Consider the following 18,011-nt stretch of genomic DNA (forward strand, 5'->3'; position numbering starts at 1 on the left):
GGGTATATTTCGACCAGAACCGACTCGGTATTTTCTCGATTATATCTGTCACCGATCGCTGAATATATGTCGTCGAACGAGTCTTCGTTTCAGGATAGATTTATCTAATATTATAGTGATGTCACTACGCAGAATTCTCCCGGAGTGTTGTCTGATTCGAACACGCAACCACCGGGTGACGCCGTTCCGAATTCGCTCGAAGGCGAACCCAACCGAGGTCTTTGCTGGCCCGATTCGTTCTCTTTTGACGCCTTCACAGCCCTCGTCTTCGCGGTGAGAACAGTAACTCGGGAGTACTCCCGTCTCAGGGTGAATCGGCGCTCGACCGCGCTGTGGCCGTTCTGACGGACTCGCGTGAATCCCGGGTTTCGGGGCTCGCTTCCGGTTGATTCGACGAATCACTCGCCTGGAGGTGATGATTCTCTGCGCGAACCGTTCTCGTCGCGGACTCGTTCGAGTGAACCCCTCGAATCGTGAATGTGAAGACGTCCCAATCTACACGACCGAGTTCGGCGGGCACAACCCGTGGCGCAACTCGTACTTCCGACTTCGATACGAACCGCCCGAGCCGTGATCGCGACGTGGCTGTCGCGCGGTGGTGCTGACGCGGACTCAAACACTATCGACCGCTAAAACCCGATTTCACGCGTTACGATTGCTTACCGCCAACTCACAGGAAATATCGGTCTCGCGATTGACTCGTTCGGTTGTCCGATTCGAGACTCGTATATCGCATCTCGCTATACACAATGTCGGCTCTCGATTTCGACTCACTTCGAAAAATTCGGCCCCCAATCGAACTCGGTCGATTCGCGTCGAAGTCGTCGAGACGGCCGGACACCGGTAGTGTCATCCCGGAGCGCTACGCTTCGACTCGTTCTATCAGTTCGGGGCCGTCGTTGGCGGGGCTGTTTACCCGTGTCGAGACGGGGTAGGCCGTGAGTTCGTCGTCGGGGTAGGTGTCGAGGAGCGCCGCCGCCTCGTCGGGATCGCCGTGGAGCCACGTCTCCTCTTCTGCGGGGTCGAGAACGACCGCCATTCGGTGGTGTAGCTCCGAGATGAGGCCGTTCGGCTCGGTCGTGACGACGGTGAACGTCTCAAGCGGCTCCTGTTCGCGCGAGGGGCCGCCGCTTCCGAAGTCGCCGAGACCGGTCTGTTTCGTCGAGGGCGTCCACCGCTCCCAGAGTCCGGCCATGGCGAACGGCCGGTCGTCCTCGAAGGCGACGCGGTAGGGCTGTTTGTGCCCGCCGCGGTCGACCCACTCGTAGAAGCCGTCCGAGGGGACGAGACACCGGCGGGCCTCGTAGGCGTCGGCGAAGCTCCGCTTCTCGCGGACGGTCTCCGCGCGGGCGTTGATTCGGTCGTTGCCGACGCTGGCGCTGTCTGCCCACGAGGGGACGAGTCCCCATTTCAGGAAGCGGAACTCGTCGTCAGCGTCGTTGGTCACGACCGGGAGTTCTTGGCCGGGCGCGCAGTTGTACCGCGCCGAAAGCGGGCGCGTCAGCGTCGCGTCGAACCGCGTTTCGAGTTCTTCGGGTGAAGTAAACAGCGTGTAGCGGCCGCACATACCTCCGACTTCGCGTCCTACGGCTAAAACGCCCGCGGCGGGGGAGTGCGGGAGCGCGCCGGGTGCGTGGACCTCGGCTCACGACGACGCATTTAGGGTCGCCGACGCCCCCCTGTCGGACATGCGAATCGAGAACAGCTTCATCCCCGTCCGCGGCGTGGGCGAGCGGACGGAGCGAAGCCTCTGGCGGGCCGGGTCGACCCACTGGGACGAGTTCGACGCCTCGCTCGTCGGCGCGAAGACGGGCGACCGAATCGAGACGTTCATCGCCGACGCGTACACCCACCTCGACGACGGTAACTCGCGGTTCTTCGACGACTGCTTCCCCTCGGGCGAGCGCTGGCGACTGTACGAGAACTTCCGCGACGAGACGTGCTTTTTCGACATCGAGACGACCGGGCTCTCGCCCGAGCGCGACTCGGTGACGACCGTCTCGTTCTATCAGGACGGCGAGACGACGACGCTCGTCAGCGGGGAGGACCTGACCGCCGACGCCCTTCGCGAGCAGTTCGCCGACGCGAAACTCGTCGCGACGTTCAACGGTGCGCGCTTCGACGTGCCGTTCCTCGAGACCTCGTTCGACGTCTCCATCGACGTGCCGCACGTCGATTTGATGTATCCGTGCCGGACGCTCGACCTCACCGGCGGGCTGAAGCAAATCGAGAAGGACGTGGGTATCGACCGCGACCGCCCGGACATCTCCGGCCGCGACGCCGTTCGCCTCTGGCGCGAGTACGAGCGCGGCGACCAGTCGTCGCTCGACACGCTCGTGTCGTACAACCGCGAGGACGCGGTCAACCTCGAACGCCTCATGGAAACGGTCACCGGCCGCCTCCACGACCGTGCCTGCGAGGGACTCGACGCTGAACTCGTCTGAATCGGTCGACGAGTCGTGTTCGCGGCCGCATTCGAGCGAGCGTCGTCAACCCGCGAGTGCGTGCCGGAACCCCGCGCTTTTTTCATCCCCCGAAGCGACGCGCCGCACATGACCGACGACCCCGACGCCGACGCCGAGGCGGACGACGCCGCCGATTCGACCCCGCCGGCTGACGACGCGACCGAACCGTCCGACGGCGACGAGCCGGTCGACACCGACGCGACCGTCGAAGCGGCGGACGGCGGTACCGACGAGCCTGACAACGGCAACGGCAACGGCGACGAGACCGTCCCGCACGTCGAACTCGACCTTTACGAACTCTCCGTCCGCGTCAGCGGCCAGTCCAGCGACGAACTCGACGACGTGGAAGCGTCGGCGACCCGGCTCATGGACTACCTCGTCGACCACGCGAAAGAGCTGGAAGACCAGCCCGATAGCCGCGGATTGAGCTAACACCGTTCCTCGCACCGCTCCGGTTTTGGCAAACCTAAAAGTTCAAGAGCGACCGTCAATAACCCCGTCCAATGACCGAGTACACCTTCGACGACCTCGCGGTCGTGATGGGGACGTACAACGAGGAACAGGCCATCGGGTCCGTTCTGGCGGACATCGACCGGATTACCCACGGGCGCGCTGAGGTCGTCTGCGTGGACGGCTCCGACGACCGAACGCCCGAAATCGCCCGGAAGATGGGCGCGCGCGTCATCGAACAGGAACCGCAGGGGTACGGCGTCGCGGTCGAGGCCGCGGTGCTCGCGCCCGACCGGCCGGTCGTCGTCACCACCGACTGCGACGACACCTATCCGATGGAGTATCTCCCGAAGTTCCTCGACCTCATCAACGACGGCTACGACGTGGTCTCCGGCGACCGAATCACCAAGGGCGCGGAGACGATGCCGCGACTCAACCGCGCGGGGAACATCGCGTTCGCCCGCCTCGCGAGCTTCCTCATGGGCGCGACCGTCCACGACACGACCACCGGGATGCGCGCGTACCGCCGGGAACTCCTCCACGACATCGAGTGGACCGAGAACACCGGGCTATCGGCCGAGCTCCTCATCCGCCCCGCGATGCGCGGCTACAAAATCGCCGAGGTGCCAATCCCCTACCGCGAGCGCGCCGGCGAGACGAAACTCGACCCCTTCGCCGGCGGCGCGGCCATCGGGAAGTCCATCGTCAAAGTCTGTCTGGAAGAACGGCTCCGGCTCTGAGCGGGGCGTTCTCGCTCGCTGTTCTCGTCTTCTCACCCCCTCATCCCATCCTCTCATCTGCTTCCTCTCCGCTCTGACGTGGCTCCCGACGGTCGTGCGCCTAGATACCAAACCGCACATCGCTCATAGGCGGCTCGGTCGAATATCCGGCATGGCTTCGACCACGAACCGCCGTCGGTTCCTCGCGCTCGGCGTCGGTGCCGCCTTGGCCGGCTGTCTCGGGAGCGACCCGCCGGTCGCGGACGACGACGCCGCGGGAGTCGATGACGCGTCCGAGTCCGCCGAACCCACCGATTCCACCGCGGGCGAGTATTCAGGGCCGTTCGAGCTTCCGGTCCCCGAGGACGAACTACGTCGAGGCGCGTCGAAAGACGCCATCCCGGCTATCACCGCCCCTGTGTTCGGCGACGACTGGACCGTGTTCGACGAGGTGGACGCGACGCTCGCCGACGGCGACGAGGTGGTCGGCGTCGAACTCGACGGCGTCGCCCGCGCCTACCCGCTCGCAATCCTGAACTGGCACGAAATCGTCAACGACGACTTCGACGGCCGGCCCGTGGTCGTCACCTACTGCCCGCTGTGTGGGAGCGCCGTCGTCGCCGACAGGCTCGCCGGCGGTGAACCGACGTACTTCGGCGTCTCGGGGTTGCTCTGGATGTCCGACCTCGTGATGTACGACGACCGGACGAACTCGCTGTGGAGTCAGGTGCTCGCGACCGCGATTCGCGGGGAACTGACCGGCGAGACGTTGTCGCTCCTCCCTTCGACTATCTCCACGTGGGGCGAGTGGCGGGCGGCCCACCCCGAGACCGAGGTGTTGGTCCCTCCGCCCGTCTCGGGGACGATTCGCGGGCGGCAGACCCGCCGGTACGACGTGAACCCATACACGAGCTATCAGCAGTCGAGCGCCATCGGCATCGGCTTCAATGACGCGGCGGACGACCGACTTCATCCGAAAACGTCGGTCGTCGGCGTCGCCGCCGACGGGGTCGCTCGCGCCTATCCCCTCGACGCGGTCGAGTCTGCGGGCGTCGTCAACGACACCGTGGGCGACCTCCCGGTCGTCGTGGCGGCCTCCGCAGAGGGAAGTCTCGTCGCCTACGTCCGCCGGGTTGACGGCGAGACCGTCGAGTTCGGTCGCGACGGGTCGGCGCTCGTCGCCGCCGGGTCGCGGTGGGACCTCCTCACCGGCCGGGCGCTCGACGGCCCCCACGAGGGCGCGGTCCTGACGCGAGCCAACGACCGCTCGCCGATGTTCTGGTTCGCGTGGGCCGACTTCAACCCGGAGACGGAGATATACGGGGCAGAGAACGCGGCTGGCGAGCAGGAATAGTCGTTCGCGCGACGAGCGCGCGTGGTTCGAGGGCGATACGCGGACAAACGGAGTTTCGGTCGTTCGGGCGGCGGTTACGACGAGTTCAGGATGTCGCGGACGCGCCGGGGTTCGCCGGAGAGGGAGGGCTCCTTCTCGACGATTTTCAGCACCTCGTGGTCGGTCACGTCGGGGTAGGACTTCCCGATGGCCTCCTCGATGAGGGCCTTTTCGAGGCGGAACTCCGTTCCCTCGTAGACCACGTCTACGCCGTCGTCGTCGAAAGAGAGAATCGTCATACCTCTCTTTGTTTCCCGCGAGTAGTTAAATACACGTCGTCACCGGGAAACCGACCGCCTCCGTCGTGTCTGACGGTCGTCTTGCGGACGGTTTATTACGGCACGGGTGTTGGTTCGGAGCGTGTCACTGGGTACGGACCCGCTCGATGCGCTCGAAATTCCCGACGGGACGACGGTCGAGGAACACGACCTCGTCACCGACGGCGACGTCGTCGTCGGCGGGCAGAGCACCGTCGAGTTCGGCGTCCGCGGACGGAACGTCCTCGCGGGCGAGCGCGTCACCTTCGGCGGCGACATCGAGGCCGAAGCCGACTGCCGACTCGACATGCTCGACGACGTGGCCGGGAACGTGCTCGTCGGCAACGACGCCTACCTCGGCGAGCGCGTCCACATCGCCGGCCGCTTGATGGTCTCGGGCGACCTCGACATCGGCGACGACGTCGACATCGAAGAGGGGTTCGAGGCCAACGGCTGGATCGTCATCCGCAACCCGATTCCGACGCTCGTGTTCTACTTCATCGTCCTCTCGCAACTCCTTCGACTCGGCGAGGACGAGGCGGCCGACGAACTCGCCGAGACCCTCTCGGGCGAGTCGCCGCACGACCCGCTCGTGATTCCTCGGAACGCCACCGTCTCAGACGACGCGTGGCGCGTCTCGACGCCCGCCCACGTCGGCTCTGGCTGTCGAATCCACGGCAACATCCGCGCGAAGTCCATCGACCTCGCGGAGGACAACAACGTCTTCGGGAGCCTCCGCGCCCGCGACGACATCGTCGTCGGGAGCGGGACGCGAATCCACGGCGACGTAACTACCCGAAACGGCGAGGTCCGAATTCACGAGGACGCGCGCGTCCTCGGCGACGTGTCCTGTAACGACCTCGTGCTCGAAGCCGGCGCACACGTCGACGGCACGATGCGCGCCCGCGGCGAGATGCGCATCCACCGCGACAACCTCCCCCGCGAGGCCGAGTAACCGATTCTGAATCCGAATCCGAATCCGAATCCGAATCCGAATCCGAGACCGACCGACGACTGCGACCCTCCGTGCGCCGCGATAGCAACAGTCGTCGTTTGTGCTTACCCAACGATTAATCCCTCAGGTGGAGAGTGTCGTCTATGGACAATCGACTGAAACTTCTCTCGGTCGCCCTCCTCGTCCTCCTCGCCGGGTGTACCGGCGGTGCGGCGGACGGCGGTGCCGGCGGGTCGGAGAGCGTCTCGCTCGCCGCCGATACTGGTGGCTCCGCCGAGGCCGAACAGGCGGGCGGCGACGACCTCCCGCAGGCCCAGCAGCGGGCGGTCATCAAGAACGGGCAGATAGAGCTGACCGTCGACGAGTTCAACGAGTCGCGTGACGCGGTCGAATCGACCGCCGAATCCTACGGCGGCTACGTCAGCGACTCCAACGAGTACGTCAACCGCCGGAGCGGCGGCACCTACCGCTCGGGTCAACTCGTCGTGCGCGTCCCCTCCGAGGACTTCTCGGCGTTCATGACCGACATGAAGGCCCTCGGCGAGGTCGAACGCGTCGAGACGGACTCGAAGGACGTGACCGACCAACTGGTCGACATCGAAGCGCGGTTGAGCAACCTCCGCGCCCAGCGCGACCGCCTCCGCGAACTCTACGAGTCGGCTAACACGACCGAGGACGTGCTCGCGGTCGAAGAGCGCCTGACCGAGGTCCAGACCGAAATCGAGCGACTCGAAGCCCAGAAGCAGTCGCTCGAAGACCGGGTCGCCCTCTCGACCGTCCGCGTCTCGCTGTCCGAGCGACCGCCCGGTCCGGCGCAGTGGTACGACACGCCGGTCTTACAGGCGTTCTCCGAGTCGGTCAACGGCGCGTTCGTCGCCCTTCGGGCGCTCGTCGTCGCCGTCGCCTACGCAGTCCCGTACTTCGTCGTCTTCGGCGGTCTCCTCGCGATTCTCGGGAGTGGGGTAGTGCTCGCCGGCCGCGCCGCGTTCAGGCGACTGACGGACTGACTCCCCGACCGCCTCTGTTTGTCGCTCGCGCTTCCTCACACGCGAGCGTTTTTCCGCGTCCGCGACCATCGTCGAGCCATGCTCTCTCTCGCGTTAGCCGGCAAGCCGAACGCCGGCAAATCGACGTTCTACACGGCCTCGACGCTCGCCGAGGTCGACGTGGCGAACTACCCCTTCACGACTATCGACGCGAACCGCGGCGTCACGCACGCCCGCACCCGCTGTCCCTGTCTCGACCGCGACGAGCGCTGCGGCAACTGCGAGGACGGCATCCGCTACGTCGCCGTCGAACTCGTCGACGTGGCCGGGCTCGTCCCCGGCGCACACGAGGGCCGCGGCCTCGGCAATCAGTTCCTTGACGAGCTAACGAACGCGGACGCCATCGTCAACGTCGTGGACGCCTCTGGGGGAACAAACGCCGAGGGCGAACCCGTCGAAGTCGGGAGTTTCGACCCCGTCGAGGAGGTCGATTTCATCGAGGAGGAACTCGAACAGTGGCTCGCTGGCATCGTCCACAAGAACTGGGAGTCCGTGGTCCGCAAGTCGCGGTCGCCCGACTTCGACATGGATGACGCGCTCTCGGACCTCCTGACGGGCGTCGGTGCGAGCGAGTACGACATCGCCGCTGTCCTGCGCGATCTCGACTACTCGCCGAACCCCCAAGACTGGGACGACGAGGACCGCGTCGAACTCGGCCGCGCGATTCGCCAGCGGACCAAACCCATCGTCCTCGTCGCCAACAAGGTCGACATCGCGCCCCCGGAGAACCTCAAACGACTCGCCGAGACCGGAAAGCCCGTCATCGCCGCGACCGCGGACGGCGAACTGGCCCTTCGGCGGGCCCGCGAGGCGGGCATCATCGACTACCACCCCGGCGACGACGACTTCGAGCTCGTCGGCGACGTGAGCGGCGCACAGGAGAAGGGCCTCGAACGAATCCGCGACTTGATGGGTGAACACGGCGGCACGGGGACGCAGGAAGCCATCGACACCGCGGTCTACGACGTGCTCGACCGAATCACAGTCTACCCTGTCCAAAACGAGTCGAAATGGACCGACGGCACGGGCAACGTCCTCCCCGACGCCTTCCTCCTCCCGCGGGGGTCGACACCGCGGGACCTCGCGTACGCGGTCCACTCCGATATCGGCGACGGCTACCTCCACGCCGTCGACGCGAGAGAGAAACGCCGCATCGCCGAAGACCAGGAACTCGAAGAGGGCGACGTCATCAAAATCGTCTCGACGGCGAAGTAGCTGTCAGAAGTTCGTCTTTTCTTTCGAGATTTGTTGTTTCTCATAGGTCAGATATCCGTCTGCCACGCCACACGTAAACTAAATTTCGCTATACAGAATTAGGGTGAGGAGGGGTGGGCGCAAGCCGCGGGTTCACCCAGAGAGGATCGAACAAAGGGTGCGGAGCCGTCGCTGTCAGTTCGTTTGTCGCGAGGCCCACGCGTCGTGATTCGCGCGGAAAATGATTCGTCGCGGGCGGCGGCTCAGAGGTCTTTGGCGACGCGAAGTTCCGTGTCGGTGACCGTCTCGACGGAGTCGGCCGGAACCTCGATGTCGTCGCCGTCGGCGTCGCCGAAACCGAGGCCCTGCAGGACCGCTTCGGCGAGGTCCGGGTCGGGTTCGACGTACGCGATTTGGGCGTCCGTGTCGACTTCGGTCACGATTCCGATCTGTTCGGCTTCCTCGTCCATGAGGAACTTCCCTTCGTCGGCGGTCGAGAGAACTGACATCCGTCCAATCGTTATTCTCGGGTGACATAATAACCTACGGCCCGTACGAACGCTGATACTCCTCGCCCGCGTACGGGGAGCATGACAATCGGTTCACAGGTCTCCGAGACCGACGCTCGTCGGCTCCCGCTGTCCGAGACGCGGGTGCTTCTCGGTGTCGGACTGGCGATTGCCCTCGTCGCCGGACTCGTCTTCCGCGTCGTCGGCCAACTCGTGTTAGTGCCCTCACGCCCGCTGGTCACGGCCGCAGTGTTCGCGCTGACGGTGCCCGTGATGTGGGCGCTCGCGGTCGGAATCTTCCGGTGGCGCGGGCTCTCTGGCGGCGCGAAACGGGAGGCCGCGGCGCTGCTCGTCGTCCCGGGCATGCTCGTCGACGCGGTCTCGACGGCACTGTTCTCGGTCGTCTACCCGAATATGGGTCTCGAAGCCGCGGGGCTCTTCGGCGGACTGCTGCTCTTGGCGTACGCGACGGTTTTGGTCTCGGGGTTCGTCGGTCGGTGACCCGATTCGGGCTGGCGCTTCCATCGTCGAGCCACCGCTCGGCGACGGTGCGGTTCTCCGTTCTTCTCCTCAGTCACGCGCGGCGATGCGAAAAATAGGGCGCGAAGCGGCGGTCCGATTCCGACTCGTCAGTCGGAGTCCGACGAGGAACCGAAGGCGGTTGGGACGCTCACGTCGGCGTGTTGCGAGAGGTAGTACGCGAGCGCGAACAGCGCGACGACGCCGACTCCGAGGAGCGCCAGCGAGCCCACGCCGTAGCCGCTGGCGAGGAACAGCCCCGTCGCGACGGCGCCGCAGAGGACGGCGTACGGAATCTGCGTGTTCACGTGGTCGACGTGGTCCGCGCCGGCGAACATCGACGAGAGGACCGTCGTGTCGCTGATGGGCGAACAGTGGTCACCGAACAGCGAGCCGGTGAGGATAGCGCCGATGGCACCGGGGAGCGGCGCGCCGAGCTGGTAGGCAAGGGGCACCGCGACGGGGAACATGATACTCATCGTTCCCCACGACGTGCCTATCGAGAACGAGATGATGGCCGCGGCGAGGAAGACCACCGCGGGCAGGAGTTCGGGCGTGATGACGCCTTGGGCGACGCTGACGACGAACGAACCGACGCCGAGCGCCTGGCTGACACCGCCGATGGTCCACGCCAGCGAGAGGACGGCAACGGGGAACATGACCATCTTGAAGCCCTCGAAGATGGCGTCGCTGACGGCTTCGAGTTCGACGCGGGCGTGGCCGACGAGGATGGCGAGCAGCAGCGCGCACGCCGAGAAGACGCCCCAGAGGATGGCGTCGGCGGTGGCCGCGTCCTTCAGCGCCTCGACGGGTGTCTGCCCGGGCCAGCCGCCGGAGTACAGCAGGCCGAAGCCGGTGACGGCGACGAGCGCGACGATGGGCGCGGCGAAGTACCACCAGCGCGAATCGACGTAGTCGGGCGTGACGATGTCCTCTTCGCGCGTCTCGATGAGGGGGTCGGCGTCGTCGGCGAGGACTTTCCCCTCTTCTTTCGCGCGGCGCTCGGCGCGCTTCATCGGCCCGAAGTCCCAGTCCATCACGACGAGGATGAACACGAGGACGACCGCGAGCAGGCTGTAGAAGCGGAACGGGATGCTCTGGAGGAACACCACGAAGGCGCTCTGGTCGATGCCGAGCGAGGCGAACTGCTCGCGGATGAGGCCGACCTCGAAGCCGACCCACGTCGAGACGACGGCGACGCTTACCACGGGTGAGGTGGTCGAATCGAGCAGGTACGCGAGCTTCTCGCGGCTGATGTCGAACTTGTCGGTGATGGGCCGCATCACCGAGCCCGTGATCATCGTGCTCGCGTAGGAGTCGACGAAGATGAGCATCCCGAGGACGCTCGTCCCCAACGCGGCCTGTTTCCTGGTCTTGATGCGGGCGATGATGCGCTGTGCGAGCGCGTTCATCCCGCCCGAGAGGAATATCATCCCGAGCATCGCGCCCGAGAGGAACGTAAACAGGAGGAGTTTGCTGTTGAACGACCCGGTCACGTTGTTGATGACCAACTGGAGGGAGTACGCCGCCCCGCCGATTGGGTTCCATCCCACCAGGATGGTCGCACCTATCCAGATGCCGGTGAAAAGCGAGAGGAGCACCTGCCGACTGAGCAGCGTCAGCACGATTGCGAAGAGCGCCGGCAGCAGGCTGATGACTCCGTGCGTCTCTGCGGGCATGACAAACGTTTCGTCACCGGCTCCCGAATTTAAGGGTTTTCACTTCGAGCGCCGAGAATAAGACGTATTGGATGCCGTGGGTTGTCGTAGTTCGGTCGACGAATCGAACGCTGGCGGGCGCGTGAGAACCTCAGACGACCGCGTCGTACGCCTCGCCCATTATCTCGATGGCCTCGCGGAGCGACTCGGTGTCGGTCGCGTACGACAGGCGGGCGTAGCCGTGGCCGTGCTCGCCGAACGCCTCGCCGGGGACGATAATCACGCCGCGGTCGATGCACTCGTCGACGAAGCCCTCGGGCACCTCGGGCATGACGTAGAACGCGCCGCCCGGCGACGGGACGGTGAGGCCGATGTCCTCCAGCCCCTCGACGACGAGGTCGCGGCGCTCGCGGAACGTTTCAGTCATCTCCTCGATACGGTCCTGCGGGCCGCTGAGCGCGGCTTCGGCCGCGAACTGCGCCGGCGCGGAGGCGCACGCCTGCACGTACTGGTGGACGCGGAGCATGCGCTCGACCCGGCGGGTGGAGCCGTACACCCACCCGAGCCGCCAGCCGGTCATCGAAAAGAGCTTCGAGGCCGAGTTAACGACGACGACGTTGTCCGTCTCGGCGAACTCGATGGGCGAGCGGTGTTCGCCCTCGAAGACCGTGTACTCGTACACCTCGTCGGAGATGCAGAGCACGTCGTGTTCGTCGGCGATGCGGGCGAACTCGGCGATGTCGTCGGGCGGCGACACCGCGCCCGTGGGGTTGCCGGGGCTGTTGACGACGAACGCCGCGGTGTCCTCGGTGATGGCCTCTTCGACCGCCGCGGGGTCGAGCGTCAGGTCGTCGCGGAGGGGGACCGGAACCGGTTCGCCGCCGGCGAGTTTGGTGAGCGCGTCGTAGGAGACGAAGCCGGGGTCCGGAATGATGACCTCGTCGCCCTCGTTCACGTGGGCCTCGATGGCGATGTGGAGCGCCTCGCTGCCTCCGGCGGTGGCGATGACGTCGTCGGGGTCGAGGTCGACGCCCTGGTCGCGGCGGTGCTTCTCGGCGATGGCCTTGCGCAGGCTCGGGAGACCCTTGTTCCCCGTGTAGCCGTCCGCCTCACCGGCCTCGATGGCCTCGACGGCCGCCCGTCGCGCGTGGTCCGGGGCCGGGAAGTCTGGCTGGCCCAGTCCGAGGTTGATAGCGTCTTCGCCAGCCGCCTCGAACACCTTGCGAATGCCGCTGATGGAGATGCGCTCCACCCGGTCGGAGAAGTGCGTCATATCCTATCCGGTGTCCCCGTTCGGGATAGTTCTTCCCACGCACGGTCGCCGCTGACCCGTTGAATCCGTGACGTGAACGCCAGCACTTGCCGGACTACTCTGCCGCTATCTTGGATGGAACAATTCAGGAAAACCGACCGTCTCAACTCCGGTTACGGCCATAGAACGGGAATCGCCCGTTCTCACCGCGTCATCTTCCGCGTCTATCGTTACCGCGTACGCGCCCGGAATAAGGCGCTGATTCGTAACGATGGCAATGACAGAGGCACCACGCTCGACTTCAATCAGCCGTAGACGATTCCTGCAGGGGTCCGGCCTCGCCGCGACCGCCGGCCTCGCGGGTTGTCTCGGCGGGTCCGGCGGGAGCGGGCTGGACGAACTCAACGTCGCCTACATGCCCATCTACCCGGACATGCAGTACTTCGTGATGGAAGAAGAGGGGCTGTTCGACGAGCTTTCGGTCTCGGTTTCGGGAAAGAAGTTCTCCGACGGTCCGAGCATCGTGCAGGCGTCGGCGACGGGCGACTTCGACGTGATGATGTTCGGCATCGTCCCGGCGATGATTATCATGGACAAGGGTATTCCCGCGAAAATCACCGCGGCGAACATCAAAAACGCGATGGAGATTCTCGCCACCGACGACTTCGCCGCGCTGTGGGAGGAACACGGGAAAGACGCCTTCGCCGAGTTCGAGGCGCAGCAGGGCCGCAAGTTCACCTTCGGCACCTTCCCGCCGGGGTCGGTTCCGGACATCCTGCTCCGCTACTGGATTCAGAACACGCTCGGGCTCGACCCCGAGGAGGACGTGAACATCAAGGGTCTCGGGGGCGCGGCCGCGGTCCAGCAGGCGCTCCTCTCGAACAACGTCGACGGCACGAGCATCATGGAACCCGTGCCGACGGTCATCGACGCCAACGACGCGCCGTTCCAGCCCATCGCGTGGGCGGGCGACTTCATGCCCGGCCAGCCCGCGGCGGTCACGCTCATGCACGACCGCCTCCGGCAGGACAACCGCGACCTCGCCACGGAGTTCGTCGAACTCCACCGGCAGGCGACGAACTTCGTCGCCGACAACCCCGACACGGCCGCCCAGCACGCGAGTTCGGTCATCGGCGAGAGCGCGCTCCCGGTCGAGACCGCTCGCGCGGCGCTCGACTCCCCCGCGTCGGACTTCATCACCGACCCCCACGATATCGAAGGCGGCGCTGAAATCTTCGCCGACTACGCCCAGACGCTCGGGAAGACGGAAGCGCAGTTGACCGTCGACGAGATGTTCGATTACGGTATCTACGACTCGCTATGAGCAATGACGAAGTCGGCACCAGCGTCGCCCTCTCGGAGACCGAGGCGGACGAGCGACTGCTCGACCGGCTCGCGGGGTTCTCCGCGGAACAGACGGGGCTCGCGGTCGCCGGCTTCGCGGGCTTTCTCGCCGTCTGGTACGTCGCCGCGCTGTTCCAGCCGACGTATCTCCTCCCCTCGCCCGTCGAGGTGCTGGCGGCGTTCGTCGTCGAACTCACCGCGCCGGCGTCGCTTTCGATTCCCTTCACCGGCGCGGAACTCCCGGCGACGAGACTCCTCGTCAAACTGATTCAGAGCCTCTACCACTACGTGCCGGGCCTGCTTATCGGGACCTCGCTCGGCGTCTTCGCGGGCGTCGCCATGGGCTGGAACACTCGCGTCGACAGCGTCTTCACGCCCGTCACGCGCCTGCTCCGGCCGATTCCGCCGCTGGCGTGGATCGGCTTCGCCGTCATCTGGCTCGGCGTCAACCACCAGGGGGCGACGTTCATCGTCGCCATCGGCTCCTTCTGGATTAACTTCTACAGCGCCTACGGCGGCGTCGAAGGCGTCTCGGAGGACCTCAAGGAGGTCGCCGCGACCCTCGGCGTCGACGACGACTGGACGATGATTCGGAAGGTCGTCATCCCGGCGGCCAGCCCCTCGATCATGACCGGTATTCGGACGAGCATCGGCCAGTGTTGGATGATTGTCGTCGCCGCCGAACTCATCGTCGGCGTCGGCGTTGGCTACGAGATTCTCAACACGGCGCAAAACCTCGCGATGGACGTGTCGGTCGCCTACATGCTCGTCATCAGCATCGTCTTCCTCGTGAGCGACGGCCTGTTCCGCCGGGTCGAACGGCGGGTGCTGGAGTGGAGAGCATGAGCGACGACGCGAACGCGGATACGGGGGCGGCCGCGAACACGGCCGCAACCGCGACCAGTCCCGACGACACCGCAAAGGTCAGCGTCGATTCGCTCGGCAAGACCTACGCGTCCGACCGCCGGACGGTCGAGGCGCTGTCGGACGTGGAGTTCGCCGTCGAGGACGGCGAGTTCGTCTGTATCGTCGGCCCGTCGGGGTGCGGCAAGACGACGCTGTTCCGCATCATCGCCGGCCTCGAAGACGCCACGTCGGGCGCAGTCACCCTCGACGGCTCGCCCGTCACCGGCCCCGGCACCGACCGCGGGATGGTGTTCCAAGAGTACGGGCTGTTCCCGTGGCGGACCGTAGCCGAGAACGTCGCCTTCGGCCTCGAAGAACAGGGCGTCGAGGAACCGGCGCGCTCGGAACGCGTGACGGAGATGCTCGAACTCGTCGGCCTCGACGGCTTCGCCGACGCCTACCCCAAAGAGCTGTCCGGCGGGATGAAACAGCGCGTCGGCATCGCCCGCGCGCTCGCGGTCGACCCCGAACTCCTCCTCATGGACGAACCGTTCGGCGCGGTCGACGCGCAGACCCGCGACATGCTCCACGGCGAACTGCTCGACATCTGGACGGAGACGGACAAGACGGTGCTGTTCGTCACCCACGACGTGGAGGAGGCGGTCACGCTCGCCGACCGCGTGGTCGTCATGGCCGCCAACCCGGGTCGCGTCCGCGAAATCGTCTCGGTCGATATCGACCGCCCGCGCGAGCGGACCGAAAGCGAGTTCGCGGCGTACGTCGAGCGGATTCGCGGGCTCATCGGGGAGTAATCCGGCTTCTACGCGCCCGATTCTCGCGTCTCTACTCCCGCGCCTCTCGCAACTCGTCGATGTGCGCGTCGATGACCGACAGCGTCGCGTCGGCGTCGACGTAGCCCTTCTCGTACTCCTTCATCGCGCTGTTGTAGTCGCTGAGGAACTGTGCGACCGCGTCGTCGAGGTCGTCGCTCATACACGTCCGTAGCCCCACCATCGGATTTGAACCTTCGGCCCGCGGACGGCGGGCCGGAAACTCGCGGTATTCCGTCCCGACCGTCCACGACGGGACCGTCGATTTATCACCGCGCCCCGCCAACGCGCCGGTAGTGACGACCCTCCGATTCGAGGACGGCACCGTTCACGTCGGCACCGACGACGCCGACGCCGACGTTCGGGCCGCCCTCGCCGACGTTGCGAGCGTCGAGGGCGACCCCCGAAGCGGCGGCTATCGGGCCCCAGCGATGCGGTACGCCGCGATTCGGGACGCGCTCGACGCGGCCGGCGTCGGCTACGACGACCGGGTCGCGGCCGCTCTCGACGCTTCCCTCTCGCTTTCGACCACCTACGACCTCCGCGACTACCAGCGCGCCGCCCTCGACGCGTGGCTCGACGCGGGCAGTCGCGGCGTCGTGGAACTGCCGACCGGCGCGGGCAAGACGGTGCTCGCCGTCGCCGCGATGGTCGCCCACTCGGTGCCGACGCTCGTCGTCGTGCCGACCATCGATTTACAGGACCAGTGGATACGCGAACTCGAAACCGAGTTCGACGTGCCGGTCGGCCGGTTCGGCGGCGGCGAGCAGACGCAGGAGGCCATCACGGTCTCGACGTACGACTCGGCGTACCTCCGCGCCGACGACGTAGGCGGCGACTTCGGCCTCGTCGTCTTCGACGAGGTGCACCACCTCGGCGGCGAGGGGTATCGGGACATCCCCAGATTCCTCGCCGCGCCCGCTCGCCTCGGTCTGACGGCGACGTTCGAACGCCCCGACGGCGCACACGAGCGCGTGGAGGAACTCGTCGGCCCGCGGGTGTACCGCCTCGACGTGGACGACCTGGCGGGCGACCACCTCGCGGACTACGAGGTCCGCCGAATCGAGGTGGAACTGACGGCCGACGAGCGCGAGACGTACGACGAGGCACAGGAGACGTTCGTGAACTACCTGCGGACCTCGGGGCTGTCGATGCAGTCGGGAAGCGACTACCAGAAACTCGTGATGCGCTCGGGGAACGACCCGCGAGCGCGGGAGGCGCTCCTCGCCAAGCAGCGCGCCCGCGAGGTGATGATGAACTCCGAGGCGAAGGTGGACAAACTGGCGCGACTGCTCGCGCGACACCGCGAGGACCGCGTCATCGTCTTCACCGCGTCGACCGACCTCGTCTACCGCATCTCGCGGCGCTTCCTCGTCCCGCCGATAACCAACGAAACCGGGACGAAAGAGCGCCGCGAAATCCTCGGCCGCTTCCGCGACGGCACTTACGACACCGTCGTCGCGGCCAACGTGCTCGACGAGGGCGTGGACGTGCCTGACACGAACGTCGGTATCCTCCTTTCGGGGTCGGGGTCGGAACGCGAGTTCACCCAGCGCCTCGGTCGCATCCTCCGGCCGAAGGCCGACGGCGCGACCGCGACGCTCTACGAACTCGTGAGCGTCGAGACGGCGGAAGAACGGGTGGCGGCCCGGCGTCGCTGACGCGGGACGGTGTCGGCGAGCGAGGCCGTGAGGCGTCGATGTGACTGTCTTCGACGTCAGACCAGCGTGACGTTCAAATCGCCGTTGTTGAGGAAGGCGTCGTACTCGAAGTCGAACTCGATTGCGAAATCGGCGCTCCCCGCGGCCGGGACGGCGAGTTCCTGCGACCGGGTCGACTCCTCGTCGCGGACGGCGACGCGGGCTTCGACGGTGGCAATCCGCTCGGCTCCGCTGTCGTTGACGACCGTCCCGAAGACGCGGAGGCGGCCGTCGTCGGTCGCCTCGAAGTCGACCTCTGAGATGCGGACCGGCGGTACCTCCGGGGTGTCTCGGGGCTCCTCTGCCGGTGCCTCGGGCGGGTTTCGCGGGCCCGTCGCGCCCGGAAGCGACCCGAGACAGCCGGACGACAGGCCGACCGCGACCAGTCCGAGGAGGCGTCGTCGCTCCATACGGTGGCGTCCGCCGCGGGCGCAATGAACCTTGTCGTCCGCGTCGTCGGCCGGTGCCCGCCCGCGCCGTCGCTCGCTTCTTGCCCACGCCGCCCGAGTCGTTTTTGTCCCGCGGTCCCGTCGTGGCGAGCGTGCTGACGAAGGACCTGCTTCGCGTGTCGCGGGCGGGCGGCGGCTACCATCCACAGTTCGCCGACCGGGGGGACCGCCCGCTGGCCGCGAAGGCCATCGGCGTCTTCCGGCGACACGTCGGCGACGCGCGGGCCGACCTCGACGACGCCCTCGCCGACCTCGAAGCCGAGGCCGACGACTTCAAACTCGCCCGCGGGTTCGCGTCGCTGCTCGACCGCGAGGCGGTGTTCGAGACGGCGGCTCCCCTGCCGCCGGCCCGCGCCCGCCGCGCCGCGTTCGAGGCCGCGATGGCGGTCGGCGGCGTGACGACCGACGAGGAGCGGGCCGCGGCC

General features: G+C 66.4%; 20 protein-coding genes. 13 read left to right on the forward strand and 7 right to left on the reverse strand.

Going from position 1 to position 18,011, the window contains the following annotated elements; translation table 11 throughout:
- Window positions 1-862: 862 nt before the first annotated feature.
- Complete coding sequence (locus tag AM590_RS12920) at window positions 863-1,567, reverse strand: SOS response-associated peptidase (protein ID WP_058827839.1); 705 nt, start codon at window positions 1,565-1,567, stop codon at window positions 863-865.
- A 121-nt stretch (window positions 1,568-1,688) separates the two neighbouring features.
- Between AM590_RS12920 and AM590_RS12925 the strand changes: the two genes are divergently transcribed.
- The 4 genes from AM590_RS12925 (at window position 1,689) to AM590_RS12940 (ending at window position 4,988) form a co-directional block, all read left to right on the forward strand.
- The gene (locus tag AM590_RS12925; protein WP_058827840.1) at window positions 1,689-2,444 is read left to right on the forward strand and encodes a ribonuclease H-like domain-containing protein; all 756 of its coding nucleotides are present in this window, start codon (window positions 1,689-1,691) and stop codon (window positions 2,442-2,444) included.
- A 108-nt stretch (window positions 2,445-2,552) separates the two neighbouring features.
- Window positions 2,553-2,897 carry a hypothetical protein gene (locus AM590_RS12930; protein WP_058827841.1) on the forward strand — a complete coding sequence of 115 codons (345 nt, stop codon included), beginning with the start codon at window positions 2,553-2,555 and terminating at the stop codon, window positions 2,895-2,897.
- A 71-nt stretch (window positions 2,898-2,968) separates the two neighbouring features.
- Complete coding sequence (locus AM590_RS12935) at window positions 2,969-3,655, forward strand: dolichyl-phosphate hexose transferase (protein WP_058827842.1); 687 nt, start codon at window positions 2,969-2,971, stop codon at window positions 3,653-3,655.
- Window positions 3,656-3,806: 151 nt separating this feature from the next.
- A complete protein-coding gene (locus AM590_RS12940) occupies window positions 3,807-4,988 on the forward strand; it encodes a DUF3179 domain-containing protein (protein WP_058827843.1) in 1,182 nt (393 codons plus the stop codon).
- Window positions 4,989-5,062: 74 nt separating this feature from the next.
- Here the strand turns inward: AM590_RS12940 and AM590_RS12945 are convergent, their stop codons facing one another.
- Entirely contained in the window at window positions 5,063-5,266 is a 204-nt protein-coding gene (locus AM590_RS12945; RefSeq protein WP_004976775.1) for a DUF5800 family protein, read from the reverse strand.
- A gap of 121 nt (window positions 5,267-5,387) precedes the next feature.
- On the opposite strand from AM590_RS12945, the gene AM590_RS12950 reads away from it, so the two are divergent.
- The 3 genes from AM590_RS12950 (at window position 5,388) to AM590_RS12960 (ending at window position 8,500) form a co-directional block, all read left to right on the forward strand.
- Window positions 5,388-6,239 carry a polymer-forming cytoskeletal protein gene (locus AM590_RS12950; protein WP_042666655.1) on the forward strand — a complete coding sequence of 284 codons (852 nt, stop codon included), beginning with the start codon at window positions 5,388-5,390 and terminating at the stop codon, window positions 6,237-6,239.
- Between the two features lie 143 nt (window positions 6,240-6,382).
- On the forward strand, window positions 6,383-7,246 hold the full coding sequence (locus AM590_RS12955) for a DUF4349 domain-containing protein (RefSeq protein ID WP_058827844.1): 864 nt from the start codon (window positions 6,383-6,385) through the stop codon (window positions 7,244-7,246).
- A 78-nt stretch (window positions 7,247-7,324) separates the two neighbouring features.
- On the forward strand, window positions 7,325-8,500 hold the full coding sequence (locus AM590_RS12960; RefSeq protein ID WP_058827845.1) for a redox-regulated ATPase YchF: 1,176 nt from the start codon (window positions 7,325-7,327) through the stop codon (window positions 8,498-8,500).
- Between the two features lie 242 nt (window positions 8,501-8,742).
- Here the strand turns inward: AM590_RS12960 and AM590_RS12965 are convergent, their stop codons facing one another.
- A complete protein-coding gene (locus tag AM590_RS12965; RefSeq protein WP_042666638.1) occupies window positions 8,743-8,988 on the reverse strand; it encodes a hypothetical protein in 246 nt (81 codons plus the stop codon).
- An 81-nt stretch (window positions 8,989-9,069) separates the two neighbouring features.
- Here AM590_RS12965 and AM590_RS12970 point away from each other — a divergent pair, with 81 nt between their 5' ends.
- On the forward strand, window positions 9,070-9,489 hold the full coding sequence (locus AM590_RS12970; protein ID WP_058827846.1) for a DUF5367 family protein: 420 nt from the start codon (window positions 9,070-9,072) through the stop codon (window positions 9,487-9,489).
- Between the two features lie 128 nt (window positions 9,490-9,617).
- Here the strand turns inward: AM590_RS12970 and AM590_RS12975 are convergent, their stop codons facing one another.
- Both AM590_RS12975 and AM590_RS12980 read right to left on the reverse strand, forming a co-directional pair.
- Window positions 9,618-11,186 carry a Na+/H+ antiporter NhaC family protein gene (locus AM590_RS12975; protein ID WP_058827847.1) on the reverse strand — a complete coding sequence of 523 codons (1,569 nt, stop codon included), beginning with the start codon at window positions 11,184-11,186 and terminating at the stop codon, window positions 9,618-9,620.
- Window positions 11,187-11,316: 130 nt separating this feature from the next.
- Window positions 11,317-12,438, reverse strand: coding sequence for a pyridoxal phosphate-dependent aminotransferase (locus tag AM590_RS12980; RefSeq protein ID WP_058827848.1), 1,122 nt, complete (start codon window positions 12,436-12,438; stop codon window positions 11,317-11,319).
- A gap of 256 nt (window positions 12,439-12,694) precedes the next feature.
- Between AM590_RS12980 and AM590_RS12985 the strand changes: the two genes are divergently transcribed.
- The 3 genes from AM590_RS12985 to AM590_RS12995 are packed head-to-tail and all read left to right on the forward strand — an operon-like array spanning window position 12,695 to window position 15,419.
- Complete coding sequence (locus AM590_RS12985; protein WP_058827849.1) at window positions 12,695-13,741, forward strand: ABC transporter substrate-binding protein; 1,047 nt, start codon at window positions 12,695-12,697, stop codon at window positions 13,739-13,741.
- The gene (locus AM590_RS12990; RefSeq protein WP_058827850.1) at window positions 13,738-14,607 is read left to right on the forward strand and encodes an ABC transporter permease; all 870 of its coding nucleotides are present in this window, start codon (window positions 13,738-13,740) and stop codon (window positions 14,605-14,607) included. Before AM590_RS12985 ends, AM590_RS12990 begins: the two co-directional genes overlap by 4 nt.
- Entirely contained in the window at window positions 14,595-15,419 is an 825-nt protein-coding gene (locus AM590_RS12995; RefSeq protein WP_058827851.1) for an ABC transporter ATP-binding protein, read from the forward strand. Before AM590_RS12990 ends, AM590_RS12995 begins: the two co-directional genes overlap by 13 nt.
- 31 nt (window positions 15,420-15,450) lie before the next feature.
- On the opposite strand, the gene AM590_RS20890 is transcribed toward AM590_RS12995, so the two are convergent.
- The gene (locus AM590_RS20890; RefSeq protein WP_004970650.1) at window positions 15,451-15,600 is read right to left on the reverse strand and encodes a hypothetical protein; all 150 of its coding nucleotides are present in this window, start codon (window positions 15,598-15,600) and stop codon (window positions 15,451-15,453) included.
- Between the two features lie 133 nt (window positions 15,601-15,733).
- On the opposite strand from AM590_RS20890, the gene AM590_RS13000 reads away from it, so the two are divergent.
- Entirely contained in the window at window positions 15,734-17,098 is a 1,365-nt protein-coding gene (locus tag AM590_RS13000) for a DEAD/DEAH box helicase family protein (RefSeq protein WP_058827852.1), read from the forward strand.
- A gap of 56 nt (window positions 17,099-17,154) precedes the next feature.
- On the opposite strand, the gene AM590_RS13005 is transcribed toward AM590_RS13000, so the two are convergent.
- Window positions 17,155-17,547, reverse strand: coding sequence for a hypothetical protein (locus tag AM590_RS13005; RefSeq protein WP_058827853.1), 393 nt, complete (start codon window positions 17,545-17,547; stop codon window positions 17,155-17,157).
- 131 nt (window positions 17,548-17,678) lie between these two features.
- On the opposite strand from AM590_RS13005, the gene AM590_RS13010 reads away from it, so the two are divergent.
- Window positions 17,679-18,011, forward strand: a 333-nt coding sequence (locus tag AM590_RS13010; RefSeq protein WP_157575466.1) for a DUF790 family protein, incomplete at its 3' end; no start/stop codon positions are given.

Origin of the sequence: Haloferax sp. Q22, assembly GCF_001482285.1 — an archaeon.
Classification (GTDB): Archaea; Halobacteriota; Halobacteria; order Halobacteriales; family Haloferacaceae; genus Haloferax.

What these genes read in the sequence shown, in the direction of transcription:
- AM590_RS12920 (WP_058827839.1), bottom strand. Translation starts at nt 1,567, where the DNA reads ATGTGCGGCCGCTACACGCTGTTTACTTCACCCGAAGAACTCGAAACG.
- AM590_RS12925 (WP_058827840.1), top strand. Translation starts at nt 1,689, where the DNA reads ATGCGAATCGAGAACAGCTTCATCCCCGTCCGCGGCGTGGGCGAGCGG.
- AM590_RS12930 (WP_058827841.1), top strand. Translation starts at nt 2,553, where the DNA reads ATGACCGACGACCCCGACGCCGACGCCGAGGCGGACGACGCCGCCGAT.
- AM590_RS12935 (WP_058827842.1), top strand. Translation starts at nt 2,969, where the DNA reads ATGACCGAGTACACCTTCGACGACCTCGCGGTCGTGATGGGGACGTAC.
- AM590_RS12940 (WP_058827843.1), top strand. Translation starts at nt 3,807, where the DNA reads ATGGCTTCGACCACGAACCGCCGTCGGTTCCTCGCGCTCGGCGTCGGT.
- AM590_RS12945 (WP_004976775.1), bottom strand. Translation starts at nt 5,266, where the DNA reads ATGACGATTCTCTCTTTCGACGACGACGGCGTAGACGTGGTCTACGAG.
- AM590_RS12955 (WP_058827844.1), top strand. Translation starts at nt 6,383, where the DNA reads ATGGACAATCGACTGAAACTTCTCTCGGTCGCCCTCCTCGTCCTCCTC.
- AM590_RS12960 (WP_058827845.1), top strand. Translation starts at nt 7,325, where the DNA reads ATGCTCTCTCTCGCGTTAGCCGGCAAGCCGAACGCCGGCAAATCGACG.
- AM590_RS12965 (WP_042666638.1), bottom strand. Translation starts at nt 8,988, where the DNA reads ATGTCAGTTCTCTCGACCGCCGACGAAGGGAAGTTCCTCATGGACGAG.
- AM590_RS12970 (WP_058827846.1), top strand. Translation starts at nt 9,070, where the DNA reads ATGACAATCGGTTCACAGGTCTCCGAGACCGACGCTCGTCGGCTCCCG.
- AM590_RS12975 (WP_058827847.1), bottom strand. Translation starts at nt 11,186, where the DNA reads ATGCCCGCAGAGACGCACGGAGTCATCAGCCTGCTGCCGGCGCTCTTC.
- AM590_RS12980 (WP_058827848.1), bottom strand. Translation starts at nt 12,438, where the DNA reads ATGACGCACTTCTCCGACCGGGTGGAGCGCATCTCCATCAGCGGCATT.
- AM590_RS12985 (WP_058827849.1), top strand. Translation starts at nt 12,695, where the DNA reads ATGACAGAGGCACCACGCTCGACTTCAATCAGCCGTAGACGATTCCTG.
- AM590_RS12990 (WP_058827850.1), top strand. Translation starts at nt 13,738, where the DNA reads ATGAGCAATGACGAAGTCGGCACCAGCGTCGCCCTCTCGGAGACCGAG.
- AM590_RS20890 (WP_004970650.1), bottom strand. Translation starts at nt 15,600, where the DNA reads ATGAGCGACGACCTCGACGACGCGGTCGCACAGTTCCTCAGCGACTAC.
- AM590_RS13005 (WP_058827853.1), bottom strand. Translation starts at nt 17,547, where the DNA reads ATGGAGCGACGACGCCTCCTCGGACTGGTCGCGGTCGGCCTGTCGTCC.